Here is an 854-nt window from a genome sequence, read left to right as displayed (position 1 = left end):
AACCTTAAATTTTACTTGCCTGCTTGTGCCTTAAGACGTTCAACATCACGGGCAATTTCTAGTTCTTCATTGGTTGGGACTAACAACACAGTTGCACTTGATTCGGGTGTTGAGATAATACGCTCTACACCACGAACATTGTTTGCTTCCTTATCCATTTCAATGCCAAGGAACTTTAGACGCGCAATAATATCCTCACGCACATTAGCGGCATTCTCACCGATACCAGCTGTGAAGACAATACCATCAACACCACCCATTTCAAATGTGTACTGGCCAAGGTAGCGCACCACACGATTCAAGAACATATCAAGTGCCAACTTTGCGTGTTCATTTGTATCAGCCACTTCTTCTAAGTCACGCATGTCTGACGACAACGTCGAAACGCCAAGCAACCCTGACTTATTGTTCAAAATACGCAACATTTCAGCGTTTGAAAGACCCTCACGCTCTTGAATGTAGTAAATCAAAGATGGGTCAACGTCACCTGAACGCGTCGCCATCATCAAACCAGCCAATGGCGTGAAGCCCATTGAGGTATCAAATGACTTACCATCTTTAATTGCCGTAATCGATGCCCCAGCACCTAAGTGCAACGTAATCAGCTTTAACTCTGACAATGGCTTGCCCATCATATCAGCTGCGCGTTCAGCGACATAGCGATGTGAAGTTCCGTGCGCCCCGTACTTACGTGCCCCATACTTCGTGTAGTACTCGTATGGCAATGGGTACAAATAGTTTTCACGAGGCAACGTCTGGTGGAATGCCGTATCAAACACCGCGACTGAAACCGCGTCGGGCAAGAGTTCTTGGAACACTTCAATTCCCGTCGCATTCGCTGGATTATGCAACGG

1 protein-coding gene is annotated in these 854 nt (G+C 46.5%); it reads right to left on the bottom strand.

Going from position 1 to position 854, the window contains the following annotated elements; genetic code table 11:
- Positions 1–11: 11 nt before the first annotated feature.
- On the bottom strand, positions 12–854 hold an 843-nt coding region (locus tag WEIDD23_RS01295), incomplete at its 5' end, for an acetate/propionate family kinase (protein WP_242865363.1).

It is taken from the genome of Weissella sp. DD23, assembly GCF_001579105.1.
GTDB classification, from domain to species: Bacteria; Bacillota; Bacilli; order Lactobacillales; family Lactobacillaceae; genus Weissella; species Weissella cibaria.
This window is presented reverse-complemented; position numbering and strand designations above follow the sequence as displayed.